Here is a 21,901-nt window from a genome sequence, read left to right on the forward strand (position 1 = left end):
GTCGGTCCCGTCGGACGGGGCTACCCTGGTTCAGCGTGGCACCCACCTCCGTATTCCCTGTCCTGGAGTCGATCCTGCCCCGCGTCTCCAAGCCGGTGCAGTACGTCGGCGGTGAAGGGAACTCGCAGGTCAAACCGTGGGAGTCCGCGGCCGTCCGGTGGGCCCTGCTCTACCCGGACGCCTACGAGGTCGGACTGCCGAACCAGGGCGTCCAGATCCTCTACGAGGTCCTCAACGAGCGGGAGGACGCGCTCGCCGAGCGCTGCTACTCGGTCTGGCCCGATCTCGAGCAGCTGATGCGCGAGGCCGGTGTGCCGGCGTTCACCGTCGACGCGCACCGCCCGATCGGCGCGTTCGACGTGCTCGGCGTGTCCATCTCCACCGAGCTCGGCTACACGAACATGCTCACCACGCTCGACCTGGCGGGGACACCGCTGCACGCGCGCGACCGCGACGAGAGCCACCCGGTCGTCGTCGCGGGCGGGCACGCCGCGTTCAACCCGGAGCCGATCGCCGACTTCGTCGACGTCGCCGCGCTCGGGGACGGCGAGGAGGTCGTCGGTGACATCACCGACGTGATCCGGGACTGGAAGGCCCAGGGCCGCCCCGGCGGCCGGCACGAGCTGCTGGTGCGGCTCGCCGGCACCCCCGGCTGCTACGTGCCCGGGCTCTACGACGTGAGCTACGGCGACGACGGCGCCATCGCGGCCGTCACCCCGCTCGATCCGCGCGTCCCCCCGACCGTGCAGAAACGCACCACCGTCGAGCTCGACGACTGGCCGTACCCGAAGAAGCCGCTCGTGCCGCTGGCCGAGACGGTGCACGAGCGGGCGTCGGTGGAGATCTTCCGCGGCTGCACCCGCGGGTGCCGGTTCTGCCAGGCCGGGATGATCACCCGCCCGGTGCGGGAGCGGTCGCTGCAGGGCGTCGGCGAGATGGTGGACGCGGCCGTGCGCGCCTCCGGGTTCGACGAGGTCGGTCTGCTGTCGCTGTCGTCGGCCGACCACTCCGAGATCGCCGACATCACCAAGGGCCTGGCCGACCGCTACGAGGGCACCAACACCTCGCTGTCGCTGCCCTCGACCCGGGTGGACGCGTTCAACATCGACCTGGCCAACGAGATCTCCCGCAACGGGCGCCGCTCCGGGCTGACCTTCGCCCCCGAGGGCGGCTCCGAGCGGATCCGCCGCGTGATCAACAAGATGGTCTCCGAGGACGACCTCATCCGGACCTGCGCCGAGGCGTTCTCGCAGGGCTGGCGGCAGGTGAAGCTCTACTTCATGTGCGGGCTCCCGACCGAGACCGACGAGGACGTGCTGGAGATCGCCGGAATGGCCTACCGGGTGATCGAGGCGGGGCGCAAGGCGTCCGGGCGCAACGACATCCGCTGCACCATCTCGATCGGCGGGTTCGTGCCGAAGCCGCACACCCCGTTCCAGTGGGCGGCGCAGTGCCACCCCGAGGTCGTCGACTCGCGGCTGCGCAAGCTGCGCGAGGCCGTCAACTCGAACCGGAAGATCGGCCGCAACATCGGCATGCGCTACCACGACGGCGAGCCCTCGCTGATCGAGGGACTGCTCGCCCGCGGCGACCGCCGGGTCGGCGCCGTGATCGAGCAGGTCTGGCGCGACGGCGGCCGGTTCGACGGCTGGTCCGAGCACTTCTCCTACCAGCGGTGGGTCGACCGGGCAGCCGAGGCGCTGGAGCCCACGGGCGTCGACCTCGCCTGGTTCACCACCCGCGAGCGCTACGCCGAGGAGATCCTGCCCTGGGACCACCTCGACTCCGGCCTGGAGCGGGACTGGCTGTGGGAGGACTGGCAGGAGGCCCTCGAGGGCCGCGAGCAGGACGACTGCCGCTGGACGCCCTGCTTCGACTGCGGGGTGTGCCCGTCCACCGGCACCGACATCGAGGTCGGTCCCAGCGGCAGCACGCTGCTGCCGCTGACGGTGGTCAACCCGACGGCGTCCGCCACCGGGTCGCTGCAGGGACCGGGCGCGGGTGACTGAGAACGGGCTGTCCTCGATCCCCGACATCGCCGACGGCAGTGACGGCGGGTCGTCCTGGGAGCACGGCGGCCGCCGGTTGCGTGTGCGGGTCGCCGACGAACGCGACGTCGCCGCACTGGCCCGGCTGCGCCGCCAGTGGCTCGAGGAGCGCACCGGGCACCCGGTCCCCGATCCCGCGTTCGAGGAGTCGTTCGCGGCGTGGTGGCGGGTCGAGCAGCCGCGCCGGGCGTTCTGGCTCGCCGAGGCGGGCAGCGACCGGGCCGGCTGGACCCCGGTGGGGTCGATCAACGTCCTGGAGACCGTGCAGATGCCCCGCCCCGGAGGGCGCGGTGCGCGCACCGGGCAGGTCGGGAACGCGTTCGTGCTGGCCGCGTTCGGCGAGGTGGGGGTGCCGCGGGCGCTGCTGTCCGCGGTCGTCACGCACGCCCGCGAGCGCGGTCACCGGCGGCTGATGCTGGCGCCGACGGCGGGCAGTGCCGCCTTCTACCGGCGCGCGGGGTTCCACCCGGCCGGGGACACGCTGCTCGTGCTGGGGTAGGCCGCCGTAGCGGGTAGGCGCGCGCAGCGGGTGGGCGCCGGTACGGGTCACGGCCGCAGCAGTGCCGGGTTCGCCAGCCGGGTGGCCCGGTCGCGCTGCTCGCGGGCCGCATCGGCGTCACCGAGACGGGCCCGGTGCCGGGCCGCGCGGACGACGTACTCGTCCAGCCCGGTCCGGGCGGCGCGAGCGGCCAGCACCCGGCTCTCGGCGGCGACCGACGCCGGGTCGCAGGCCGCGCTGACCGCGCACAGGGTGTCGCGCAGGTGCAGCTCGATCCAGCAGCACACGTCGGGGTCGGCGACCAGCGCGGCACACGACGACCGCAGCGCCGTCACGGCGCCTGCCGGGTCCCCGAGCCGGGCCCGCGCCGCGGCCAGGCCACGCGAGGTGAGCGCGATCCAGCAGGCGTCGTCGAGCACCTCGGCGAGGGTGAGCGCGTCGGTGAGCACCCGTTCCGCCTCGGCCGGGCGGCCGGCGCGCAGCAGCAGCTCGCCGTGGAGCTGGTCCACCCAGGGCCGCATCGCGGTCCAGTCGTACTCGGCGACCAGCGCCCGGGCCCGCACGAGATCGGCCTCGGCGGCCTCGTCCTCGTCGCGTTGCAGCCGGGCCCGCGCCCGCATCGCCAGCGCCGCGGCGGCGGCCCGCGGGCGGTCCGCGGTCTCGGCGAGCGCGACAGCCCGGCCCAGCTCGGGCACCGCCGAGGCCGAACCGGGCCCGTCGACGAGGGCGAAACCCCGCACGTAGGCGACGCCGGCCTGCTGCTCGACGTTCCCGGTGGCCGCGGCCTCGGCCCGGTCGAGCTGGGCCATCGCCCCGGCCTGGTCGCCGGTCGCGGTCGCCACGAACCCGAGCTCGCGGCGGGCCAGCGCGGCCACCCCGGCCAGGCCGTCGCGGGTCGCGAGCCGGTCGGCCTCGCGCAGCGCCGCGACCGCGCCTGCGTCGGTGCTCGCCACGGCGTGCACGATGCCCCGCCCGTAGTGGGCCAGCGCCTCGGCGAGCACGCCGTCGTCGCCCAGCGCACGGGCCCGGCGCGCCGCACCCGCCAGCACCGCTGTGCCGTCCCGGGCCGCGCCGGCGTCCAGCACGTGCTCACCGACGCGGACCAGCTCCCGCACGGCGGTCCGCCCGGCCGGGGAGGACGCCACGTTCCGGCGGGACCGCTGCAGCCGCAGACCGGCCCGGGCGAGGTCGAGCCGGCGGCCGTGCAGCCACGCGGTGAACTCCGGCACGTCCGGTTCGCAGCCCTCCAGCAGCGGCAGCGTCGCCTCGGTCACCGGCCAGCGGTCGGGCCGGCGGCCGGCCAGCACGTCGAGCACGTCGACGGTGACGCCGTCGGCGGGCCCGGCCCGCAGCGGGTCACCGGTGATCCGGATCGCGCCGCCGGTGGCCCGCCGGGCCCGGCTCAGCGTCCAGCGCAGGGCGGCTGCCGGGTCGTCGCTGCCGGGGAACAGCAGCTCCACGGCCCGGCAGCGCGGGACCGGCCCGGTCGCACACAGCAGCAGGGCCAGCAGCGCCCACGGCTTGCGGCCCCGGACGGGCGGGACACCGGTCGTCCGGGGCGGGCCGAGCAGCCGGACGACGGTCATCGCCGTGCTCCTGGGGCATGCCGGGAAAGGGGTTCCAGGATGGCACCGCGCCCGGCCGGCCGATGCCCGCCGTTCGGCGCACCCGTCTCAGGTCCGCACGGCCGTGACCAGCAGGTACTCCGCCTCCCAGTGGTCGCCCGTCCGGGTCCGCTCCAGATACTCGGTGAACGCGGCGTCCAGCTCGGCGGTGCGCCCGGGATCGTCGGCGAGCCCGGCGTAGGCGGTGACGATCGGGCCGTAGTTCTGCTTCCACCACTCCCGGAACTCCACGGGGGAGCCCGCGACGGCGAACGTGACCGTCTGCTTCTGCGCCCGCAGGTCACGGACGCCGTCGCCCAGCAGCCCGCGGACGTGGGCTTCGTCGCCCCAGCGGGGTGCCGGTGTCGCGCCCGGCGGCGGGGCCGGCACGAACGGCCGCAGCGTCGCGAACAGCCCGCCGACGAACCCCTCCGGCGTCCAGCTGAGCAGGCCGATCCGGCCGCCGGGCCGGCACACCCGCAGCAGCTCTCCGGCGGCGCGCTCGTGGAACGGGGCGAACATCACCCCGACGCACGAGAGCACGACGTCGAACGACGCGGAGCCGAACGGCAGCGCGTGCGCGTCCGCCTCGACCCATTCCAGGGTGGCGCCGCGGGTACCGGCGATCCGGGCGCCCTCGCTCAGCAGCTCGGGGGTGAGGTCCGAGGCGACGACGTCGGCCCCGGCCAGTGCGGCCGGGATCGCGGCGTTGCCGGTGCCCGCGGCGATGTCGAGCACCCGGTCGCCCGCGCCGGCACCGGTGGCGCCGACCAGGACGGCGCCGAGATCGGGGATGAGGTCGGCGGCGACGGCGGGGTAGTCGCCGCAGGCCCAGACCGCGCGGTGCTTGGCTCCGATGGCGGTCAGGTCGGGGGTGGTGGCGGTCATGGCCGGCTCCTCCTCGGGTTTCCGGTGATGTGCCGCGAGGCTCCTCCCGGGACGTGTGCCGGAGCGTGTGCACCGCCGTCGCGGGGCACTCCTAGACTCGGGCCCATGGCGCGTGTGAAGGCGGGAGCGGCGGCGAACCCGGCACCTCCGACGGTGCAGCGGGTCCGCCTGCGGTTCGCCAAGCGCGGCCGCCTGCGTTTCCTGTCCCACCGCGACGTCGCCCGCAGCTTCGAACGTGCCGTGCGGCGAGCCGGTGTCCCCGTCTCGCACTCGCACGGGTTCAGCCCGCACCCGAGGCTGTCCTGGGTCGGAGCGGCGCCGACCGGCGCGGCGAGCGAGGCCGAGTACGTCGAGATGGGCCTCACCCGCGAGGTCGACCCCGCGCTGCTGTGCGAGGCGATGGACCGGGCGCTGCCCGACGGGCTGGACGTGCTGGAGGCGGTGGTCGCCGCACCGCCGGCACTGGCCGACCGGATCGACGCCGGCCGGTGGCGCCTCGAGGTTCGCGGGCTGCCCCACACGGCCGTCGAGGCGGCCGTCGCCGCGCTGCTGGCGCGGGACTCGGTCGTCGTGACGAGGGTCACCCCGTCGGGGCGCAAGGAGATCGACGTCCGCGCCGCCCTGGTGGGGCTGTCGATCGAGCCCCAGGTGGGTGACGACGCCGAGTCCTCGGCGGCGGGTTCGCCGGAAGCGGCTACCGACTGTGCGATACTGACGGCGGTTGTTCGGCAGACGACACCGACCGTTCGACCCGACGACGTGCTGGGTGCGCTCAGCGTTGTCGCAGACCTGACGCCGCCGGTACCGGTGACGGCCACCCGGTTGGCGCAGGGGCTGCTCGACGACGGGGGCGCTCTGGTGGATCCGCTCGGTGCGGTACCGGTGACCCGGGACCGATCGGCCGGATTCTGACGCGGACGGCGCACATGCCGCCGGAACGCCGTCGAGGCACCATCCCCGGATTCCCGGGGCAGCGACACCAGGTGTGCCGCACCGCGCACCCGCGCGAGCTGCGGAACGATAACGCGCAAGGTCCCTGCGCGGCCGCCTCCCACTGAGGCGCCCGGGGGCGAAGGAGCTGAATGTCCGTGAACGACGCGCCCGCCGGTGACACCGGCGGGCTCTCCGGTGAGCCCGCCCCCCACTCCGACCTCCCGGAGAAGATGCGGGTGCACGCCCTGGCGAAACTGCTCGGCAGGGCCAGCAGGGACGTCCTCGGTGCCCTGGCCACGCTCGGCCAGGACGTCCGCAGCGTCCAGTCCAACATCACCCGTGCGACGGCCGAGCAGGTCGTCGCGGCCCTGGCCCCCGTGACCACCGGGGCGGGTTCGCAGGCGGCCCCGAGCGGAGAGCCCGAGCCGGAGACCCCGGCTCAGGAGCCCCCGGCTCAGGAGTCTCCGGCTCAGGAGCCCCCAGCTCAGGAGTCTCCGGCTCAGGAGCCTCCGGCCCGGGAGACCCGGCGCGGCCGGGGCACCGCGGGGCACGACCCGTTCGCCGGGAACACCACCGCGCCGGCCGCCGCAGGCGCCCCGGCCGAGACGCCGTCGGCCGGGCTCACACCCGTCTTCGCCGTCCCGATGTTCCAGGCCCCGACGACGCCGGCCACCCCGGTCACGCCCGCCGCGCCGGCCACGGGACCCGGTGACAGCGACGGCGACGGCGACGGCGAGGAGACCGCGGAGAGCGGTGGTGGCCGGAGGGGCCGCAAGAGCCGGCGCCGCAAGCCCGCCACCGAGCAGTCGGCCGCTGATCAGGTCACCACCGGGCAGTCCACCACCGGGCAGTCCACCACCGGGCAGTCCGGCACCGGGCAGTCCGGCACCGGGCAGTCCGGCACCGAGCAGTCCGCTGCAGGGCAGTCTGCGGCCGACCGGCCGGCCACCGATCAGCCCGTCACCGGGCAGCGTGCCGCCGAGCAGTCGTCCACGGACCGGTCCTTCACGGACCGGTCGTCCACCGAGCAGTCGTCCACCGAGCAGTCGTCCCCCGACTCGGAGGACGACGCCGACGACGACGAGGGCAACCGCAGGCGGCGCCGCCGGGGCCGTCGCGGTCGCGGCCGGGGCAAAGGCGGCGACGAGCAGGGCGACTCCGACACCGACTCCGACTCCGACAGTGAGTCGGATTCCGACGACGAGGACTCCGACGACCGGTCGGACGGGGACTCCTCGCAGGACGAGGCCGACGGCGACTCCGACGGCGGGGGTGACGAGCAGTCGTCCGGCGGATCCCGCCGGCGCCGTCGTCGCCGTCGTCGCGGGGGCACCGAGGTCGAGGACCGCTCCGAGGACGACCCGCCGAACACCGTCACGAAGGTCCGTGAGGTCCGCGAGGCCCGCACCGAGTCCGCGGGCGACGGCGTTCAGAGCGTCCGCGGGTCCACCCGGCTCGAGGCCAAGCGTCAGCGCCGCCGGGACGGCCGGGACGCCGGTCGCCGGCGTCCGCCGATCCTGTCCGAGTCCGAGTTCCTGGCCCGCCGGGAGTCCGTCGACCGGCAGATGGTGATCCGCCAGCTGGCCGACCGCACCGAGATCGGGGTGCTGGAGGACGACGTCCTCGTCGAGCACTTCATCACCGGCGGCAACTCCGGGTCGTCGATGGTCGGCAACATCTACCTCGGCCGCGTGCAGAACGTGCTGCCCTCGATGGAGGCGGCGTTCGTCGACATCGGCCGCGGCCGCAACGCGGTGCTCTACGCCGGTGAGGTCAACTGGGACGCGGCGGGCCTCAACGGCAAGGCCCGCAAGATCGAGCAGGCGCTGTCGTCCGGCGACCAGGTGCTGGTGCAGGTCACGAAGGACCCGGTCGGGCACAAGGGCGCCCGGCTGACCACGCAGATCTCGCTCGCCGGCCGGTTCCTGGTCTACGTGCCCGCCGGTGGCGCGGCCGGGATCTCCCGCAAGCTGCCCGACACCGAGCGCAAGCGGTTGAAGGAGATGCTGAAGGAGATCGTCCCGTCCGAGGCCGGGGTGATCATCCGGACCGCGTCCGAGGGCGTCTCGCACGAGTCCCTGGAGCGTGACGTCCGCCGGCTGCAGGCGCAGTGGGCGGTGGTCAAGGAGAAGTCCGAGAAGACCGGTCCCGGCGCGCCGAAGGCCCCGACGCTCCTCTACGAGGAGCCGGACATGCTGGTCAAGGTCGTCCGCGACCAGTTCAACGAGGACTTCACGAAGCTGACCGTCTCCGGCGCCGACGCCTGGGACACCGTCTTCGGGTACGTGCAGCACGTCGCGCCCGAGCTGGCCGACCGGATGCACCGGCACACCGGCCCGTCCGACGTGTTCACCGACAACCGGATCGACGAGCAGTTGCTCAAGGCGCTGGACCGGAAGGTGTGGCTGCCGTCGGGCGGCACGCTGGTGATCGACCGGACCGAGGCGATGACCGTCGTCGACGTCAACACCGGCAAGTTCACCGGCTCCGGGGGCAACCTCGAGGAGACCGTCACGCGGAACAACCTGGAGGCGGCGGAGGAGATCGTCCGCCAGCTCCGGCTCCGCGACATCGGCGGGATCATCGTCGTCGACTTCATCGACATGGTCCTGGAGGCCAACCGGGACCTGGTGCTGCGCCGGCTCACCGAGTGCCTGGCCCGCGACCGCACCCGCCACCAGGTGGCCGAGGTGACGTCGCTGGGCCTGGTGCAGATGACCCGGAAGCGGGTCGGCGGCGGGTTGCTGGAGCACTTCTCCACTCCCTGCGAGCACTGCAGGGGCCGCGGGGTGATCGTCTCGACGGAGACGGCCGCGGACCACTCCCACGGTGGTGGCCGGGGGAACGGCGGCGGCAACGCGAACGACAACGGCGCTGGTGACGGCGGTGGACGTCGTCGGCGTCGCCGCGGCGGCGGCGGCAACGGTGACGGCGACACCGGGCCGAACGACGGCCCGGACGCCGGCGGCCCGGAGCACAACGGATCCGAGCGCAACGGCCACGCCGACCGCGCCGTGGACACCTCCTCGGCCGCCGCGGGCGTCGCCGCTGTCGCCGCCGGACGAGCGGTCAAGGGCGACGACGGCGCGGTCGCCGGTAGCGAGGTCCCCGCCACGGGAGGCCCCGCCACGGAGAGCCCGGCATCCGCCGGCACGGAGGACACGCGTCCCGCCGCCACGGAGGGCGCTTCACCCGCCCGCACGGACGAGACGGTGCCCGCGACCGCGGACAGCACGGTCGTCGACGCCGCGCCCGCACCCGAGCCGAGCCGTGACCCCGACGACGGCACGGCCGTCGCCGAGCCGGTCGGCAGGCTGACCGGCACCGCGGCGCCGCACACCGGGCGTGCCCCGGCCGAGCCGACCACGGCCGGCAGCCTCGAGCCCGCCGTGGCCGACACGGCCGGTGCCGCCCCGGTGGCCGGGGACGCCACGGTCGTGGGGTCCACTGCCGTGGACTCGGCCGGGACCGCGCCGGGCACTCCGGCGGACGAGGCCCCGGCGCCGCGCCGGCGCCGGGTCAGCCGGTCGGCCGGTGCACCGCGCACGAGCGCCGAGCCGGTCGTCATCACCACCCCCGCCCAGGGCGAGGACACCCCGGCCCCGGCACCGGAGGGCGCGGACACCCCGGCCGTCCCGGCGCAGCCGGAGCCGGCCGCGGTCGTCTCCCAGCCCCGCCGCCGGCGCCGGTCGGCGTCGCGCCCCGCGGGGCCGCCCCAGGACGGGGGGTGAGTGCGGCCCCGATAGTGGGGTCGCGTACCCTTGACCGACAGAAGCCACGCCTCTGTACTCAGAAATCTGGGGGCGGTGGCGTGCGCGCCGGGTACCGGCGCGAGCTGTGAGAGACCCGTGCGCGCTCTAGCGAGTGCCCCCGATTTCCAGGAGTCGTGCGTCAGCGATGTACGCGATTGTCAAGACCGGCGGCAAGCAGTACAAGGTAGCCGTCGAGGACAAGGTCACCGTCGAGAAGATCGACGGTGAGCCCGGCGCCGAGATCAGTCTGCCTGCGGTGCTGCTCGTCGACGGCGACCAGGTGACCACCGACGTCGCCGGCCTCACCTCCGCGGTGACGGCCACGGTCGTCGAGCACACCAAGGGTCCCAAGATCCGGATCCACAAGTTCAAGAACAAGACCGGGTACCACAAGCGTCAGGGCCACCGCCAGCCGCTGACGACGGTCCAGGTCACCGCGATCGGCAAGTAAGGAGCCGCGTCATGGCACACAAGAAGGGTGCATCCAGCTCCCGCAACGGTCGCGACTCCAACGCCCAGTACCTGGGCGTGAAGCGCTTCGGCGGCCAGACGGTCAAGGCCGGCGAGATCCTCATCCGCCAGCGTGGCACCAGCACCCACCCGGGTGTCAACGTCGGACGGGGCAACGACGACACGTTGTACGCCCTCGCCGCCGGCACCGTGCAGTTCGGTGCCAAGCGCGGTCGCAAGACCGTCAACATCGTGCCGGTCGAGGTCTGAGCGACCCGCCAGCACAGCGACGCCGACGGCGGGTCACCCCGGTAACGGGGGGCCCGCCGTTCGTCGTCTGAAGACTTCCAGCCGAAGGAGCACCGTCATGTCCCGGTTCGTCGACCGCGTCGTGTTGCATGCGACCGCGGGGGCCGGGGGCAACGGCTGCGCCTCGGTGCACCGCGAGAAGTTCAAGCCGCTCGGCGGCCCCGACGGGGGCAACGGCGGCCGGGGCGGCTCGATCGTCCTCGTCGTCGATCCCGGCGTGCACACGCTGCTCGACTACCACCACCGCCCGCACGCCACCGCGAAGAGCGGTACCCAGGGCCAGGGTTCGTTCAAGAACGGGGCGAACGCGCCCGACCTGGAGCTGCGCGTCCCCGACGGCACGGTGGTCCTCGACGCCGACGGCGAGATCGTCGCCGACCTGGTCGGCGCGGGCACCCGGTTCGTCGCCGCCGAGGGTGGCCGGGGCGGGCTCGGCAACGCGGCGCTGGCCTCGGCCGCGCGCAAGGCACCCGGGTTCGCGTTGCTCGGCGAGCCGGGCGACGAGATCAACTACACCCTCGAGCTGCGGTCGCTGGCCGACGTCGGGCTGGTCGGATTCCCGAGCGCCGGCAAGTCCTCGCTGGTCGCGGCGCTCTCCGCGGCCCGGCCGAAGATCGCCGACTACCCGTTCACGACGCTCGTCCCGCAGCTCGGTGTGGTCAGCGCGGGCGATGACACGTTCACCGTGGCCGACGTGCCCGGACTGATCCCCGGAGCGGCCGGCGGGCGCGGGCTCGGCCTGGAGTTCCTCCGGCACGTCGAGCGGTGCTCGGTGCTGGTACACGTCGTCGACTGCGCGACCTTCGAGACCGAGCGCGACCCGGTGTCCGACATCGAGGCGCTGGAGACCGAGCTCGCCCACTACGCCGACATGCTCGGCACCAGCGCGCTGGGGGAGCGGCTCGACCAGCGCCCGCGGCTGATCGCCCTGAACAAGATCGACGTCCCGGACGCCGCCGACCTGGTCGACATGGTCCGCGAGGACCTGACCGAGCGGTTCGGCTGGCCGGTCCTCCCGATCTCCACCGCGTCCCGGTCCGGGCTGCGTGAGCTGACGTTCGCGATGTCCGAGCGGGTCACCGCGGGCCGCGCCACGAACCCCGAGGCGGAGCCGACCCGCGTCGTCATCCGGCCGCGGGCCGTCGACGACTCCGGCTTCACGATCGAGCCCGACACCGAGCTCGACGGGGGGTTCGTCGTGCGCGGCGAGCGGCCCGAGCGCTGGATCCGGCAGACCGACTTCGAGAACGACGAGGCCATCGGCTACCTGGCCGACCGGCTCGCCCGGCTCGGGGTGGAGGAGAAGCTGGCGAAGGCCGGTGCCGTGCCCGGCTGCCCGGTCACGATCGGCGGCGTCACCTTCGACTGGGAGCCGTCCACCCCGGCGGGGATCGCGGCGCTGCTCACCGGCCGGGGGACCGACGTCCGGCTGGAGAAGAGCAACGAGCGGGTCGGTGCGGACGAGCGCAAGCGTGCCCGGGCCGCGCGCCGCGCGCACCTGTCCGACGCCGAGCTCGCGGCCGGCGCGTACTACGCCTCGGACCGCGAGCTCGACGAGTGACCGGGGCATGACCTCCACCAGATCCGCGATCGGTGGCGCCCGGCGGATCGTCGTCAAGGTCGGCTCCTCGTCGCTCACGAGCCTCACCGGTGGGCTGGACCCGGCCCGGCTCGACTCGCTCGTCGACGCCCTGATGGCCCGGCGGGAGGCCGGCAGCCAGGTCGTGCTCGTCTCCTCGGGTGCGATCGCGGCCGGGCTCGCCCCGCTGCAGCTGCGCAAGCGGCCCCGCGACCTCGCCACCCAGCAGGCCGCGGCGTCGGTCGGTCAGCTGCTGCTGGCGCACGCCTACTCGGCGTCGTTCGCCCGGTTCGGCCAGGGCATCGGGCAGGTGCTGCTGACCGCGGACGACATGATCCGCCGGTCCAACTACCGCAACGCCCAGCGCACCCTGGAACGGCTGCTGCAGCTCGGGTCGCTGCCGGTGGTGAACGAGAACGACACCGTCGCCACCGCCGAGATCCGGGTCGGCGACAACGACCGGCTCGCCGCGCTCGTCGCACACATCGTCGGCGCGGACGCCCTGGTGCTCCTCTCCGACGTCGACGGGCTCTACGACGGGGACCCGCTCGACCCCGGATCGTCGCTGATCAGCGAGGTGGACGACCCGTCGGAGCTGGCCGGGGTCAGCGTCACCCGGCCCGGCTCGGGGCTGGGTACCGGCGGGATGGCCACCAAGGTCACCGCCGCGGCGATGGCGTCGGCGGCCGGGATCCCGGTGCTGCTGAGCACCGCGGAGGAGACAGCGGCCGCGGTGGACACCGGGCCGGACGGCCCGAAGGTCGGTACCGCGTTCCGGGCGTCCGGGCGGCGGATGAGCGCCCGCCGGTTCTGGCTGCGGCACGCCGCCGACGTCCGCGGTGCCCTCGACCTCGACGAGGGTGCGGTCGAGGCCGTGCGCACGCGGCGCCGGTCGCTGCTCGCGGCCGGGGTGCACGGGGTCTCCGGGGATTTCGTCGCCGGTGACGTCGTCGAGCTGCTCGCCCCGCACGGCCGGGCGATCGCCCGCGGCGTCGTGTCCTACGACGCGACCGAGCTGCCCTCGATGATCGGCAGGCGGACCCGGGAACTGCCGCCCGAACAGCGCCGCGAGCTCGTGCACGCCGATGACCTGGTCACGATGTGACTCCTGAGTGGTCCTCAGGGTTCGGGCCCTGGTAACCCACTCACGGGCCCGAAGGCCCACAATGGCCGGTATGCCGACGGCCGAGAGCGCCGAGGACGGGGCGACCGCCGAGGCCCGCGCGCAGCTGGTCGCCGACCTGGTGCGGGAGGGGCGGGTGCACAGCCCGCGGATCCGAGCCGCGCTGGAGGCGGTGCCGCGCCACCTGTTCCTGCCCGGCCACGACCCGGCCACCGCCTACGCCGACGAGGCCGTCCCGATCAAGAGCGACGGCGGGGTCACCGTCAGCTCGGTGTCCCAGCCGTCGATGGTGGCGATCATGCTGGAGCAGCTCGACGCCGCCCCGGGGCACCGCGTGCTGGAGATCGGCGCCGGGGCCGGGTGGAACGCGGGACTGCTCGCACACGTCGTCGGGCCGGACGGCGCGGTGACCACCGTGGACATCGACGACGACCTGGTCGCCGGCGCCCGGGCCAACCTGGCCGCGGCCGGGGTGGACGGCGTCGAGACCGTGATCGCGGACGGCGCGGGCGGTCACCCGGGATCGGCGCCCTACGACCGGATCGAGCTGACCGTCGGCTCGACCGGTGTCCGGCCGGAGTGGGTGGCGCAGCTGGTTCCCGGCGGCCGGTTGGTGCTCCCGCTGACCGTGCGCGGCAGCCAGCTGTCGGTGGCGTTCGCGCTCACCGGGCCGGGCCGGCTGAGCTCCACCTCGGTGCGCAGCTGCGCGTTCGTCCGGCTGCGCGGCGCGGGGGCGGATCCCGGTGCGGACGCGGTGCTCCCCGGCTGCGGGTGGACGGTCCAGTCCGCGGGTCCGGGGGCCGGGCCCGCCGGCCTGCGGACACTGGAACGGGCGGTGCGCGAGCCCGGCGAGGATCGGCCGTCCCCGGCACCCGGTTCGGTGTCGGATCTCTGGGACGGGCTCGGGTTGTGGTGCGCGCTGGCCGACCCGGCCGTCGTCCGACTGTTCGGCCCGTCCGGGCCCGGGCTCGCCGCGGCACTGTTCCCGCTGGCCGGGGCGCGGGCCGGGCTCGGTCTCACCGGCCACGACGGGTGCGCGGTGCTGCTCGCCGAGCCCGCGGCCACGATCCGGTCGTTCGGGCCCGGCGCCGGTGCTGCCGCCGACCGGCTCGGCGCGCTGATCGAGGACTGGGTCGCCGCCGGCCGTCCGCACGCCGCTGACCTGCGCATCGACGCCGTCGTCCCCGCGCTCGCCGTCGCGCCCGGACCGGGACCGGACGCCGACCGGGAGATCATCGACAGCGCGGGGACCCGGCTGCGCCTGTCGTGGGACACCGGGCGCGGCTGAGGCTCACACGGGTTCGAGGTGGACCAGCGGGATCTCCCGCTCGGTGCTGCGCTGGTAGCCCGCATAGTTGCGGTACCGGCCGGCGATCTGCGGCCACAGCCGGGCCCGTTCGTCCGGGGACGCGACCCGGGCCCGCATCCGCCGGGGTGCCTCGCCCCGTACCGCCACATCGACCTCCGGGTTCGCCCGCAGGTTGTGGAACCACGCCGGGTGCTTGTCGTCGCCGCCCCGGGACGCGACGACGACGTAGCTGCCCTCGCCGTGCACCGGCGCGGTCAGCAGGACCGTCCGCGGCTCACCGCTGCGGCGGCCCGTGGTGGTCAGCTCGACCACCGGCATCCCCATCGCGGAGTAGCCGACCTTTCCGCCGGAGAGCTTGATCAGCAGCCGGTGGCCGGCGTTCATCGCCTTGAGCGCGAAGTCGGGAGGGTTCACGGCTCGCGATCCTACCGGCCGGTAGCCTCCGGGGCCCGCGCTCAGCTGCCGGCGCCGGCGACCTTCTCCAGCGCCGGCCGCAGCTGGTCGACGAGCCACCCCGTCGCCACGACGTTCGGCGCCTGGAGTGCGACGGCCTGGTCGAGGGTCAGCGGGGTGTAGGTGCCCTGCTGCACCGCCCGCACCCGCCGTACCAGCTCGTTGTTCTCGAAGGCTGCGCGGTCGCCGTCCCCGGCGAAGGTCATCATCAGCAGGTCGGCCTCGGAGAGCCTGCCCACCTCCTCGTAGGAGAGGCCGACGGTGCCCGGGGCCAGGTCGTCCGAGGCCGGCGCGTTCGCGAACGACGCCGGTACGGTCAGGCCAAGCGCGCGCATGAACGCCGTCGACTGGTTCTGCTCACCGACGACCATCGGCAGGATCTCGCCGCGCGCCTGCCCGAACAGGTACGTCTTCCCGGCGAGGCCGGGCAGCTCGTCGCGGATCCCGGCGAGCCGCGCATCCGCCGCCGCGATCAGCTCCTCGACCTTCTCCTCCTCGCCGAGCGCGCGTCCGACCTGGCGCGCGTCGTCCTGCATGGAGGCGCCGTAGAGCGACTCGGCGAACGCCACCGTCGGTGCGATCGTGCTGAGCCGGTCGTAGGTCGCGCGGTCCACCACCTGGTAGGCCGAGACCGCCAGGATGAGATCCGGCTCGAACGCCGCGACCTGTTCCAGCGACAGCGTGGTGTTCGGGTCGAGCGCCAGCACGTCGGCCGGCAGCGGGTCCAGGTAGGGCAGGACCGGGCCGGTGGCGGTCACGTTCTGCATCGCCCCGACGATCGGCGCCCCGACCGCCTGCGCGACCGCGAGGTCGTTGGGCCCCAGCGCGACCACCCGTTGCGGCTTCTCCGGGATCGTCGTCTCCCCGAAGGCGTGCGGGACCGTCACCGGGAACCGGCCGTCACCGTCTGCGCCCGCCGACGCATCCTCCGGGGCGGCCGACGACCCGCACCCGGCGAGCAGCAGCGACGCCGCGAGCACCGTGGCGAGAACCGGGAACCGGAACACCCGAGCGACACCCATGGATCCTCCTCGAACTCAAGGTAGGCAAACCTAATCCATGGATCGGGTGCCGGGATAGATCACCCCGCGAGCGCGAGTGTGAGCGGCATCACCCCCGGCGCCCCGGCGCGCCGCACCGCGCGTGCGGCGACGGTCATCGTCCAGCCCGAGTCGACGACGTCGTCGACGAGCAGGATCGGGCCCTCCACGCCGGACAGGTCGGGGAGCCCGGAGGCGTCCAGGCCCTCCCACACCGCGGCGAGCCGCTGGGCCGAGTTCTCCTTCGCCTCCGGTCGCTCGCCGGCCGGCTCGAGGGTGCCGAGCAGGGGGAGCCGCCCGATCTCGGCGATCCGCCGGGCCAGGTGCTGCAACTGGTGCGGGCGGGTCCGGGAGCCGATCCCGACCACCCCGGCCGGACGCTGCTCCCAGTCCCAGCCGGCCAGTACCCGGACCACCGCGTCGAGGACGTCGGCGGGCACGGGGTCGTCGCCACCGGACAGGAGCTCGCGCAGGCGGGTGCCCCAGCCGATGTCGGACAGCCGCCCGATCGCCCGGCCGGGCGCGGCCTGCTCGCCGGGTGCGATCCGGCCGGATAGCGGGACGCCGATCTCCTTCATCCCCGACGGCCACATCTTCCGCGGCGCGATCTCGATCCCGGGCCGGGCGAGCCGGTCGGTCGCCGCCTGCTCGCCGTCCGCCGGGACGTCATCGGACCAGACGGTGCCGGTGCAGGTGTCGCAGCGCCCGCACGGTGTCGGGTCCGGGTCGTCGAGCTGGCGGCGCAGGAACACCAGCCGGCACTCGGTGGTCGCGAGGTAGTCGAGCATCGCCCGCTGCTCGGCCCGGCGCGCCTCGTTCACGCGGGCGTGCCGCTCGGTGTCGTAGACCCAGTCCTGGCCGGTGGCGACCCAGCCGCCCTTCACCCGTTTCGCCGCGCCGTCGGCGTCGAGCACCTTGAGCAGCATCTCCAGCCTGGTCCGGGACAGGTCCACCCGGGTCTCGATCGACGCCGTCGACTGCGGGTGGTCGGACAGCACGTCGAGGGTCTGGCGGACCAGCGGTTCCGGTGGGAAGGCCAGCGAGGCGAAGTAGGCCCAGATGTCGCGGTCCTCCCGGCCGGGCAGCAGGATCACCTCGGCCCGGTCGAGGGCACGCCCGGCGCGGCCGATCTGCTGGTAGTAGGCCACCGGCGAGGCGGGGGCGCCGAGGTGCACCACGAAGCCCAGGTCGGGCTTGTCGAAGCCCATGCCCAGCGCCGACGTCGCCACCAGGGCCTTCACCCGGTTCTCCAGCAGGTCCGACTCGGCGGCCAGGCGTTGTTCCGGATCGGTCTTGCCGGAGTAGGAGCGCACCGCGAAGCCGCGCTCGCGCAGGAACTCGGCGACCTCGTCGGCGGCCTGCACGGTGAGCGTGTAGACGATCCCGGCGCCGGGCAGCTCGTCGAGCCGCGCCGCGAGCCAGGCCAGCCGCCGGGCCGGGGTGGGCAGCTGGACGACGGCGAGGCGCAGCGACTCGCGGTCGAGCGATCCGCGCAGCACGAGCGTGCCTGCATCGTCATCGTCGCGGCCCATGCCGAGCTGCTCGGAGACGTCGGTGACGACCCGGTCGTTTGCCGTCGCCGTGGTGGCCAGCACCGGGATCCCCGGCGGCAGCTCCGCGATCAGCGTGCGCAACCGCCGGTAGTCCGGCCGGAAGTCGTGCCCCCAGTCGGACACGCAGTGTGCCTCGTCGACCACCAGCATCCCGGCGGTCGCGGCCAGCTTGGGCAGCACCCGGTCCCGGAAGTCGGGGTTGTTGAGCCGCTCGGGGGAGACCAGCAGCACGTCGACGTCGCCGTTCTCGATGTCGGCGTAGACCGCGTCCCACTCGTCGGCGTTCGCCGAGTTCACCGTGACCGCGACGATCCCGGACCGGATCGCCGCGTCGATCTGGTTGCGCATCAGCGCGAGCAGCGGGGACACGATCACTGTCGGACCGGCGCCCTGCTCACGCAGCAGCGCGGTGGCCACGAAGTAGACGGCGGACTTGCCCCAGCCGGTGCGCTGCACGACCAGCGCGCGGCGGTGCTGCGCGACGAGGGCCTCGATCGCCCTCCACTGGTCCTCGCGCAACCGGGCGCCCTCGCCGGCGAGCTGCTCCAGGACGGTCTCGGCGCGCTCGCGCAGGTCTGTCGATGCGGTGGTCACGTCCCCCATGGTGGCGCCGACCCCCGACAGTCTCGCGACCACCCGCTCGGTACCGACGTTCGCTGCCGCAAGCTCCGCTCAGCACCGAGGTTCGCTGCCGCAAGCTCCGCTCAGGCGCTGCGCCGGCGCACGTACGCCTCGACGCCGTCGAGCACGATCCCGAGCCCGAAGTCGATCTCGTCGTCGACGTCGGGGGTGCCGGTGGGGAACGGACCGGCTTCGGCCAGCGCCGCAGCCATCTCCGGGTACTCCCCGGGGCCTGCCAGATGGCGCAGCACCGCCTCGAAGTCGTGCATCGGGTTCGCCGCCGCGAGGTCAGCCGGGTCCAGCTCGGACTCCGAGGTGTCGGCCGGCAGCCCCCGGGTGCGGCGCACGTCGGCGGCCGCCGCCCGCCCGGCCTCGGACTGCACCCGCGCCTCCGCGAGCACGTGCTGGGCGAGCAACCCGATGATCGCCAGCTTCTCCTCGCCGGTCAGGCCGACCCCGCGCAGCATTGCGAAGGCCGCCTCCATCCAGCGCATCCGATGCGGTCCGGGTGGCAGGACCGCCAGCGGGAGGTCCAGGAACCACGGCCGGGCGAGGGCCGCCACGATCTGGACGCGCGTCCACGCCTCCAGCCCGGACCGCCAGTCGTCGGCGTGCTCGGGCATCGCCAGCTCCGCGGCGAGGTGGTCGGCCAGCAGGGCCAGAAGCTCGTCCTTGCTCGCCACGTGCCGGTAGAGCGCCATCGCCGAGAAGCCCAGCGACTCCGCGACCCGGGCCATCGACACCGCGCCCAGGCCCTCGGCGTCGGCGAGCTGCGCGGCCGCCGCCACGATCCGCTGCACGCTCAGGGACGCCTTCGGCCCGCGCCGGGGCCGCTCGGTTCGCCCCCACAGCCGCCGCAGGGTCGACGGGATCTCCTGCTCACCCATGCCGCCCATCCTCCCCCGGCCGGTCCGCCGCACATCCACCGTGTCCACCGTACGCAGTTGATGTTATAAACAGTTTGTATCGTAAGCAGTAAATCCGAGGAGGACCGAGATGGACGAGCCCGTGGTGCGGGTGCGGGACCTGCGCAAGAGCTACGGCGGCGGCACCGTCCGGGTGCTGGACGGCGTCGACCTGTGGCTGGGGCAGGGGGAGGTGCTGGCGCTGCTCGGGCCGAACGGGGCGGGGAAGACCACCACCGTCCGCATCCTCAGCACGCTGACCAGGCCGGACGGCGGCAGCGCCGTCGTCGCCGGCCACGACGTCGTCACCGACGCCCGCCGGGTCCGCGAGGTCATCGGCCTCACCGGGCAGTACGCGGCGGTCGACGAGAAGCTGACCGGCCGGGAGAACCTGACGATGATGGCGCGGCTGGCGCACCTGCCCCGTCGCGCGGTCCGGCCCCGGGTCGACGAACTGCTCGAGGCCTTCGAGCTCACCGGTGCCGCCGGGCGGCAGCTGCGGACCTACTCGGGCGGGATGCGCCGCCGGCTCGACCTCGCCGCCGGGCTGCTCCGGCACCCGCGGGTGCTGTTCCTCGACGAGCCCACCACCGGCCTGGACCCGCGCAGCCGGCACGGCATGTGGGACGTCATCGGCGGCGTCGTCGCCGACGGCACCAGCCTGCTGCTCACCACCCAGTACCTGGAGGAGGCGGACCGGCTCGCCGACCGCGTCGCCATGATCGACGGCGGCCGGGTGGTCGCCGAGGGCACGCCGGCGCAGCTCAAGCGGGAGGTGGGCGACGCGAGCGTCGAGCTGACCTTCGCGGTGGCCGCGGACGCGGCCCGGGTGGCGTCGGCGCTCGGCGTCCCCGCCCCCGTCGCACGGGAGCTGCGGGTGCCCACCGACGGCTCGGTCGGGCACGTACGGCACATCCTCGCCGGCGTCGAGGCGGCCGGTGCCGTCCCCGAGCACTGGCAGCTGCGCGCGCCCACCCTGGACGACGCGTTCCTGGCGCTGACCGGGCACGCCCCCCGGGCGGCGGACGTCCGCGAGCCCGTGGAGGTGGCGGCATGACCACGATGGTGGACGCTTCCGGATCGGCGCCGGCCCGGTGGCTGCGGATCGTGCCGGACACCATGACGATGACCGGCCGGGTGCTGCGGCTCGCCCGCCGCGACCCCGACGAGCTGCTCGTCGGACTCCTGCTGCCGACGATGATGATGCTGCTGTTCGTCTACGTCTTCGGCGGGGCGATCGAGGTCGGCACCGACTACCTGAGCTACGCCACGCCGGGGGTGATCCTGCTGTGCGCCGGGTACGGGGCGGCGAACACGGCCATCGCGCTGGTCCAGGACAGTGCCCTCGGGATCATGGACCGGTTCCGGTCGATGCCGGTCGCGGGCGCGACGGTGCTCGCCGGGCACGTGCTGGCGAGCGTGCTCAAGAACCTGGTGACGACGACGATCGTGCTGGCGGTGGCGGCGTTGATCGGCTTCCGGTCGGACGCGGGTCCGCTCGCCTGGCTCGGGGCGGTCGGTGTCGTCACCGCCTACATCGCAGCCATCACCTGTGTGGCGACCCTCGTCGGAGTCGTGGCCCGCACACCCGCTGCGGCCGGGGGACTGGGCTTCTTCATGCTGTTCCTGCCGTACGTCTCCAGCGCGTTCGTCCCGCCGGAGACGATGCCGGCCTGGCTGCGCGGCGTCGCCGAGAACCAGCCGGTGACACCGGTGATCGAGACGGTCCGGGGCCTGCTGGTCGGTCTCGGGTCGGACGGCGCCCCGGTCGGCGACCTCGGCCCGACGGCCGCGGTCGCGCTCATCTGGTGCGCGAGCCTCGCGGTGGTGTCGCTCGTGGCCGCCGCGTGGGTGTTCGCCCGCCGCGGTCGCTGAGTACCGGCGCCGGGTGATCCGGGTCACCCGGCGTCCGGGGTGGGCGGCGTACCGGGCCGCTCGCAGGGCAGGATGGCCGCCGTGAACACAGTCCACCAGCCTGCGTTCGGCTCCGTCGCCGATGTCACCGAGCGGCTCGGCGCGGCCGGGTACCTGACGTCCACGGCGGTCGCGACCACGGTGTTCCTCGCCGACCGCCTCGGCAAGCCGCTCCTGGTGGAGGGCCCGGCCGGCGTCGGCAAGACCGAGCTGGCGAAGGCGGTCGCGGCGGCCACGGACTCCGAGCTGGTGCGGCTGCAGTGCTACGAGGGCATCGACGAGGCCCGCGCCCTCTACGAGTGGAACCACGCCAAGCAGCTCCTGCGGATCACCGCCGGGCAGGGGCAGGAGGGCTGGGACGCGACCCGTGACGACGTCTTCTCCGAGGAGTTCCTGCTCCCGCGCCCGCTGCTCACCGCGATCCGGCGGACCGACCCGACGGTGCTGCTGATCGACGAGATCGACAAGGCCGACGTCGAGGTGGAGGGACTGCTGCTGGAGGTGCTCTCGGACTTCCAGGTCTCGATCCCCGAGCTCGGCACCGTCGCCGCGGCCCGGCGCCCGTTCGTGCTGCTCACCTCGAACTCCACCCGCGAGCTGTCCGAGGCGCTCAAGCGGCGCTGCCTGTTCCTGCACCTGGACTTCCCGGACGCCGACCTGGAGCGACGCATCGTCCTCACCCGGGTGCCGGAGCTGACCGAGCAGCTCACCGACGCCCTGGTCCGGACGGTCCGGGTGCTGCGCGCGATGGAGCTGCGCAAGGCCCCGAGCGTCGCCGAGACGATCGACTGGGGCCGCACCCTGCTGGCGCTGGGCCTGGACACCCTCGACGACGATGCCGTCCGGTCCACCCTCGGCGTCGTCCTCAAGCACCGCTCGGATGCGGACAAGGCGGCGGCCGAGCTGCGCCTGAACTGAACG

The 21,901-nt window shown here is 74.3% G+C and carries 18 protein-coding genes; 12 read left to right on the top strand and 6 right to left on the bottom strand.

Annotated features, from left to right (window positions below; all coding sequences use genetic code 11):
- Positions 1–35 precede the first annotated feature (35 nt).
- Both JOF36_RS11580 and JOF36_RS11585 read left to right on the top strand, forming a co-directional pair.
- Positions 36–2,009, top strand: a complete 1,974-nt coding sequence (locus JOF36_RS11580; protein ID WP_210026709.1) for a TIGR03960 family B12-binding radical SAM protein — start codon at positions 36–38, stop codon at positions 2,007–2,009.
- Positions 2,002–2,547 (top strand): GNAT family N-acetyltransferase, encoded by a 546-nt coding sequence (locus JOF36_RS11585; RefSeq protein ID WP_210026710.1) that lies wholly within the window; start codon positions 2,002–2,004, stop codon positions 2,545–2,547. The genes JOF36_RS11580 and JOF36_RS11585 overlap by 8 nt, the downstream gene beginning before the upstream one ends.
- A gap of 47 nt (positions 2,548–2,594) precedes the next feature.
- Here JOF36_RS11585 and JOF36_RS11590 read toward each other — a convergent pair whose 3' ends face one another.
- Together JOF36_RS11590 and JOF36_RS11595 are read right to left on the bottom strand one after the other, a co-directional pair.
- A complete protein-coding gene (locus JOF36_RS11590) occupies positions 2,595–4,133 on the bottom strand; it encodes a tetratricopeptide repeat protein (RefSeq protein ID WP_210026711.1) in 1,539 nt (512 codons plus the stop codon).
- 87 nt (positions 4,134–4,220) lie between these two features.
- A complete protein-coding gene (locus JOF36_RS11595; protein WP_210026713.1) occupies positions 4,221–5,039 on the bottom strand; it encodes a class I SAM-dependent methyltransferase in 819 nt (272 codons plus the stop codon).
- Positions 5,040–5,144: 105 nt separating this feature from the next.
- Here JOF36_RS11595 and JOF36_RS11600 point away from each other — a divergent pair, with 105 nt between their 5' ends.
- From JOF36_RS11600 to JOF36_RS11630, 7 genes are all read left to right on the top strand, one after another.
- Positions 5,145–5,951, top strand: a complete 807-nt coding sequence (locus JOF36_RS11600) for a TIGR03936 family radical SAM-associated protein (RefSeq protein WP_210026714.1) — start codon at positions 5,145–5,147, stop codon at positions 5,949–5,951.
- 170 nt (positions 5,952–6,121) lie between these two features.
- Positions 6,122–9,703: a translation initiation factor IF-2 N-terminal domain-containing protein gene (locus JOF36_RS11605; protein ID WP_210026716.1), complete on the top strand. Its 3,582-nt coding sequence runs from the start codon at positions 6,122–6,124 to the stop codon at positions 9,701–9,703.
- 166 nt (positions 9,704–9,869) lie between these two features.
- Positions 9,870–10,175 (top strand): 50S ribosomal protein L21, encoded by a 306-nt coding sequence (gene rplU, locus JOF36_RS11610; RefSeq protein WP_210026718.1) that lies wholly within the window; start codon positions 9,870–9,872, stop codon positions 10,173–10,175.
- An 11-nt stretch (positions 10,176–10,186) separates the two neighbouring features.
- The gene (rpmA, locus tag JOF36_RS11615) at positions 10,187–10,444 is read left to right on the top strand and encodes a 50S ribosomal protein L27 (RefSeq protein WP_210026720.1); all 258 of its coding nucleotides are present in this window, start codon (positions 10,187–10,189) and stop codon (positions 10,442–10,444) included.
- Positions 10,445–10,541: 97 nt separating this feature from the next.
- On the top strand, positions 10,542–12,044 hold the full coding sequence (gene obgE / locus JOF36_RS11620) for a GTPase ObgE (RefSeq protein ID WP_210026722.1): 1,503 nt from the start codon (positions 10,542–10,544) through the stop codon (positions 12,042–12,044).
- Positions 12,045–12,051: 7 nt separating this feature from the next.
- Positions 12,052–13,167 (top strand): glutamate 5-kinase, encoded by a 1,116-nt coding sequence (gene proB, locus JOF36_RS11625; protein WP_210026723.1) that lies wholly within the window; start codon positions 12,052–12,054, stop codon positions 13,165–13,167.
- 70 nt (positions 13,168–13,237) lie between these two features.
- Entirely contained in the window at positions 13,238–14,473 is a 1,236-nt protein-coding gene (locus tag JOF36_RS11630; RefSeq protein WP_210026724.1) for a methyltransferase domain-containing protein, read from the top strand.
- A gap of 3 nt (positions 14,474–14,476) precedes the next feature.
- On the opposite strand, the gene JOF36_RS11635 is transcribed toward JOF36_RS11630, so the two are convergent.
- The 4 genes from JOF36_RS11635 to JOF36_RS11650 all read right to left on the bottom strand — a co-directional run bounded on the left by JOF36_RS11635 (position 14,477) and on the right by JOF36_RS11650 (position 19,048).
- Entirely contained in the window at positions 14,477–14,878 is a 402-nt protein-coding gene (locus JOF36_RS11635) for a nitroreductase/quinone reductase family protein (protein WP_210035408.1), read from the bottom strand.
- A 71-nt stretch (positions 14,879–14,949) separates the two neighbouring features.
- Positions 14,950–15,969 (bottom strand): ABC transporter substrate-binding protein, encoded by a 1,020-nt coding sequence (locus tag JOF36_RS11640; protein ID WP_210026725.1) that lies wholly within the window; start codon positions 15,967–15,969, stop codon positions 14,950–14,952.
- A gap of 59 nt (positions 15,970–16,028) precedes the next feature.
- Positions 16,029–18,143 (bottom strand): RecQ family ATP-dependent DNA helicase, encoded by a 2,115-nt coding sequence (locus tag JOF36_RS11645; protein ID WP_210035410.1) that lies wholly within the window; start codon positions 18,141–18,143, stop codon positions 16,029–16,031.
- A 101-nt stretch (positions 18,144–18,244) separates the two neighbouring features.
- On the bottom strand, positions 18,245–19,048 hold the full coding sequence (locus JOF36_RS11650) for a TetR/AcrR family transcriptional regulator C-terminal domain-containing protein (RefSeq protein ID WP_210026726.1): 804 nt from the start codon (positions 19,046–19,048) through the stop codon (positions 18,245–18,247).
- A 109-nt stretch (positions 19,049–19,157) separates the two neighbouring features.
- On the opposite strand from JOF36_RS11650, the gene JOF36_RS11655 reads away from it, so the two are divergent.
- From JOF36_RS11655 to JOF36_RS11665, 3 genes are all read left to right on the top strand, one after another.
- Positions 19,158–20,123 carry an ATP-binding cassette domain-containing protein gene (locus JOF36_RS11655; RefSeq protein ID WP_210026727.1) on the top strand — a complete coding sequence of 322 codons (966 nt, stop codon included), beginning with the start codon at positions 19,158–19,160 and terminating at the stop codon, positions 20,121–20,123.
- Positions 20,120–20,941, top strand: coding sequence for an ABC transporter permease (locus tag JOF36_RS11660; protein ID WP_245350794.1), 822 nt, complete (start codon positions 20,120–20,122; stop codon positions 20,939–20,941). The genes JOF36_RS11655 and JOF36_RS11660 overlap by 4 nt, the downstream gene beginning before the upstream one ends.
- A gap of 72 nt (positions 20,942–21,013) precedes the next feature.
- On the top strand, positions 21,014–21,898 hold the full coding sequence (locus JOF36_RS11665) for an AAA family ATPase (RefSeq protein ID WP_210026728.1): 885 nt from the start codon (positions 21,014–21,016) through the stop codon (positions 21,896–21,898).
- The last annotated feature ends 3 nt before the right edge of the window (positions 21,899–21,901 follow it).

Source organism: Pseudonocardia parietis (assembly GCF_017876315.1).
GTDB classification, from domain to species: domain Bacteria; phylum Actinomycetota; class Actinomycetes; order Mycobacteriales; family Pseudonocardiaceae; genus Pseudonocardia; species Pseudonocardia parietis.

What these genes read in the sequence shown, in the direction of transcription:
- JOF36_RS11590 (WP_210026711.1), bottom strand. Translation starts at nt 4,133, where the DNA reads ATGACCGTCGTCCGGCTGCTCGGCCCGCCCCGGACGACCGGTGTCCCG.
- JOF36_RS11595 (WP_210026713.1), bottom strand. Translation starts at nt 5,039, where the DNA reads ATGACCGCCACCACCCCCGACCTGACCGCCATCGGAGCCAAGCACCGC.
- JOF36_RS11600 (WP_210026714.1), top strand. Translation starts at nt 5,145, where the DNA reads ATGGCGCGTGTGAAGGCGGGAGCGGCGGCGAACCCGGCACCTCCGACG.
- JOF36_RS11605 (WP_210026716.1), top strand. Translation starts at nt 6,122, where the DNA reads ATGTCCGTGAACGACGCGCCCGCCGGTGACACCGGCGGGCTCTCCGGT.
- rplU (WP_210026718.1), top strand. Translation starts at nt 9,870, where the DNA reads ATGTACGCGATTGTCAAGACCGGCGGCAAGCAGTACAAGGTAGCCGTC.
- rpmA (WP_210026720.1), top strand. Translation starts at nt 10,187, where the DNA reads ATGGCACACAAGAAGGGTGCATCCAGCTCCCGCAACGGTCGCGACTCC.
- obgE (WP_210026722.1), top strand. Translation starts at nt 10,542, where the DNA reads ATGTCCCGGTTCGTCGACCGCGTCGTGTTGCATGCGACCGCGGGGGCC.
- proB (WP_210026723.1), top strand. Translation starts at nt 12,052, where the DNA reads ATGACCTCCACCAGATCCGCGATCGGTGGCGCCCGGCGGATCGTCGTC.
- JOF36_RS11630 (WP_210026724.1), top strand. Translation starts at nt 13,238, where the DNA reads ATGCCGACGGCCGAGAGCGCCGAGGACGGGGCGACCGCCGAGGCCCGC.
- JOF36_RS11635 (WP_210035408.1), bottom strand. Translation starts at nt 14,878, where the DNA reads ATGAACGCCGGCCACCGGCTGCTGATCAAGCTCTCCGGCGGAAAGGTC.
- JOF36_RS11640 (WP_210026725.1), bottom strand. Translation starts at nt 15,969, where the DNA reads ATGGGTGTCGCTCGGGTGTTCCGGTTCCCGGTTCTCGCCACGGTGCTC.
- JOF36_RS11645 (WP_210035410.1), bottom strand. Translation starts at nt 18,143, where the DNA reads ATGGGGGACGTGACCACCGCATCGACAGACCTGCGCGAGCGCGCCGAG.
- JOF36_RS11650 (WP_210026726.1), bottom strand. Translation starts at nt 19,048, where the DNA reads ATGGGTGAGCAGGAGATCCCGTCGACCCTGCGGCGGCTGTGGGGGCGA.
- JOF36_RS11655 (WP_210026727.1), top strand. Translation starts at nt 19,158, where the DNA reads ATGGACGAGCCCGTGGTGCGGGTGCGGGACCTGCGCAAGAGCTACGGC.
- JOF36_RS11660 (WP_245350794.1), top strand. Translation starts at nt 20,120, where the DNA reads ATGACCACGATGGTGGACGCTTCCGGATCGGCGCCGGCCCGGTGGCTG.
- JOF36_RS11665 (WP_210026728.1), top strand. Translation starts at nt 21,014, where the DNA reads ATGGCCGCCGTGAACACAGTCCACCAGCCTGCGTTCGGCTCCGTCGCC.